Here is a 2,076-nt window from a genome sequence, read left to right on the forward strand (position 1 = left end):
CACGCCAGCGCGATTGCCACCGGCATGGCCTTCACCCGCGACCTGGGCAACCTGCCGCCCAACCTGTGCCACCCAAGCTTCCTGGCCGAGCAGGCCAAGGAACTGGGCAAGGCGCACAAGGGCCTGAAGGTCGAGGTGCTGGACGAGAAGAAGATCAAGGACCTGGGCATGGGCGCGTTCTACGCCGTCGGCCAGGGCAGTGACCAGCCGCCACGCCTGATCGTGCTCAATTACCAGGGCGCCAAGAAGGCCGACAAGCCGTTCGTGCTGGTCGGCAAGGGCATCACCTTCGACACCGGCGGCATCAGCCTCAAGCCAGGCGCCGGCATGGACGAGATGAAGTACGACATGTGCGGCGCTGCCAGTGTGTTCGGCACCCTGCGCGCGGTGCTCGAGCTGCAGCTGCCGATCAACCTGGTGTGCCTGCTGGCATGCGCCGAAAACATGCCAAGCGGCGGCGCCACCCGCCCAGGCGACATCGTCACCACCATGAGCGGGCAAACCGTCGAAATCCTCAACACCGACGCCGAAGGCCGCCTGGTGCTGTGCGACACCCTGACCTACGCCGAGCGCTTCAAGCCGCAGGCGGTGATCGACATCGCCACCCTGACCGGCGCCTGCATCGTCGCCCTGGGCAGCCACACCAGCGGCCTGATGGGCAACAACGACGAGCTGGTCGGCCAACTGCTCGACGCCGGCAAGCGCGCCGACGACCGTGCCTGGCAGCTGCCGCTGTTCGACGAGTACCAGGAGCAACTGGACAGCCCGTTCGCCGACATGGGCAACATCGGCGGGCCCAAGGCCGGCACCATCACTGCCGGCTGCTTCCTGTCGCGCTTCGCCAAGGCCTACAACTGGGCGCACATGGACATCGCCGGTACCGCCTGGGTCAGCGGTGGCAAGGACAAGGGCGCCACTGGCCGCCCGGTGCCCCTGCTGACCCAGTACCTGCTGGACCGCGCTGGCGCATGACGCCATGAAGCCGGTGGTGCCTTGCGCGCCACCGGCTGGCGATACCACCATGAGCAAAGTCGATTTCTACATCCTGCCCACCGACTCGCTGTCAGCGCGGCTCGATTTCGCCTGCAAGCTGTGCGACAAGGCCTGGCGCCTCGGCCACCGGGTCTATCTGCACTGCCAGGATGCCGAACAGCGCGACGAACTGGACCAGCGCCTTTGGCGCTTCCGGGGCGAGGCCTTCGTGCCCCACGACCTCGCCGAGGTGCATGGCGATGCTGGCGTGGCCCTGGGCCTGGCGGACAGCGCGGGCGAGCACCGCGACCTGCTGATCAACCTGGGCGCCAGCGTGCCGGGGTTCGTCGGCCAGTTCGAGCGGGTAGCCGAGATCGTGATCGAAGAGCCTGGCATTCGCCAATCGGCGCGTGAGCGATTCCGTTTCTACCGTGAACAGGGCTATGCTCTGCAAGACCACCGCTTACAGCGACTTTGACGACGATGGACAAGCCCTCCTCCCTGCCCGACTCCGCCCACCTGCTCGATGACCTCGAGTCGATCCGCCAGCTGCTTGGCGATGCCGACCTGCAACCGCCGCTGCTGACCGAGACGGTCGAGCAGATCCCGTTGCTGCTGAATGAGCCCGCCGGCAATGTGCCAGCGCCGCCCGAAACGGTTGCCGCAGTGCCTGCAGAAGACTCGCAGACCCGCCGCCAGGACACCCTGCTGCACCTGGAAAGCGAGCTGCGTGCGGCGGCGCAGATGATCATGCAGGACGTGATCAACGACTTCACCCCGCATATCGAAAACGAGATCAAGCGCCGGCTGGATGCGCGCATCGAGCGGTTGATCACGCGTTCCGAGTAAAACAGGACATCGGTGTCGCCTGCTTCGCGGGTGAACCCGCTCCCACAGGATCACCACAGGCCTGAAGGCGGAGCTGTACCTGTGGGAGCGGGTTTACCCGCGAAGAGGCCATGCCTGCCTTGCCAGATAGCAGCAGCTTGTCGCCTGCGGCCCCCAGCTTGGTTATACTTCCCGGCTTTCCCGAATTAATGCACAGGGTCCCGCCGCGCATGGATAAGACCTACCAGCCGCACGCCATCGAAACTTCCTGGTACA

General features: G+C 65.8%; 3 protein-coding genes. All 3 read left to right on the forward strand.

The window, feature by feature from the left end; translation table 11 throughout:
- The coding region (locus HP547_RS28500; protein ID WP_172288839.1) for a leucyl aminopeptidase at window positions 1–972 on the forward strand (972 nt) is incomplete at its 5' end.
- Window positions 973–1,021: 49 nt separating this feature from the next.
- The gene (locus HP547_RS28505) at window positions 1,022–1,450 is read left to right on the forward strand and encodes a DNA polymerase III subunit chi (RefSeq protein ID WP_172219230.1); all 429 of its coding nucleotides are present in this window, start codon (window positions 1,022–1,024) and stop codon (window positions 1,448–1,450) included.
- A gap of 5 nt (window positions 1,451–1,455) precedes the next feature.
- Window positions 1,456–1,821, forward strand: coding sequence for a DNA polymerase III subunit chi (locus tag HP547_RS28510; protein ID WP_172219228.1), 366 nt, complete (start codon window positions 1,456–1,458; stop codon window positions 1,819–1,821).
- Window positions 1,822–2,076: the final 255 nt, after the last annotated feature.

Origin of the sequence: Pseudomonas sp. CM27 (genome assembly GCF_013179515.1) — a bacterium.
Classification (GTDB): Bacteria; Pseudomonadota; Gammaproteobacteria; order Pseudomonadales; family Pseudomonadaceae; genus Aquipseudomonas.

Excerpts from the sequence above, each read along its gene's own strand:
- HP547_RS28505 (WP_172219230.1), top strand. The coding sequence starts at position 1,022 with ATGAGCAAAGTCGATTTCTACATCCTGCCCACCGACTCGCTGTCAGCG.
- HP547_RS28510 (WP_172219228.1), top strand. The coding sequence starts at position 1,456 with ATGGACAAGCCCTCCTCCCTGCCCGACTCCGCCCACCTGCTCGATGAC.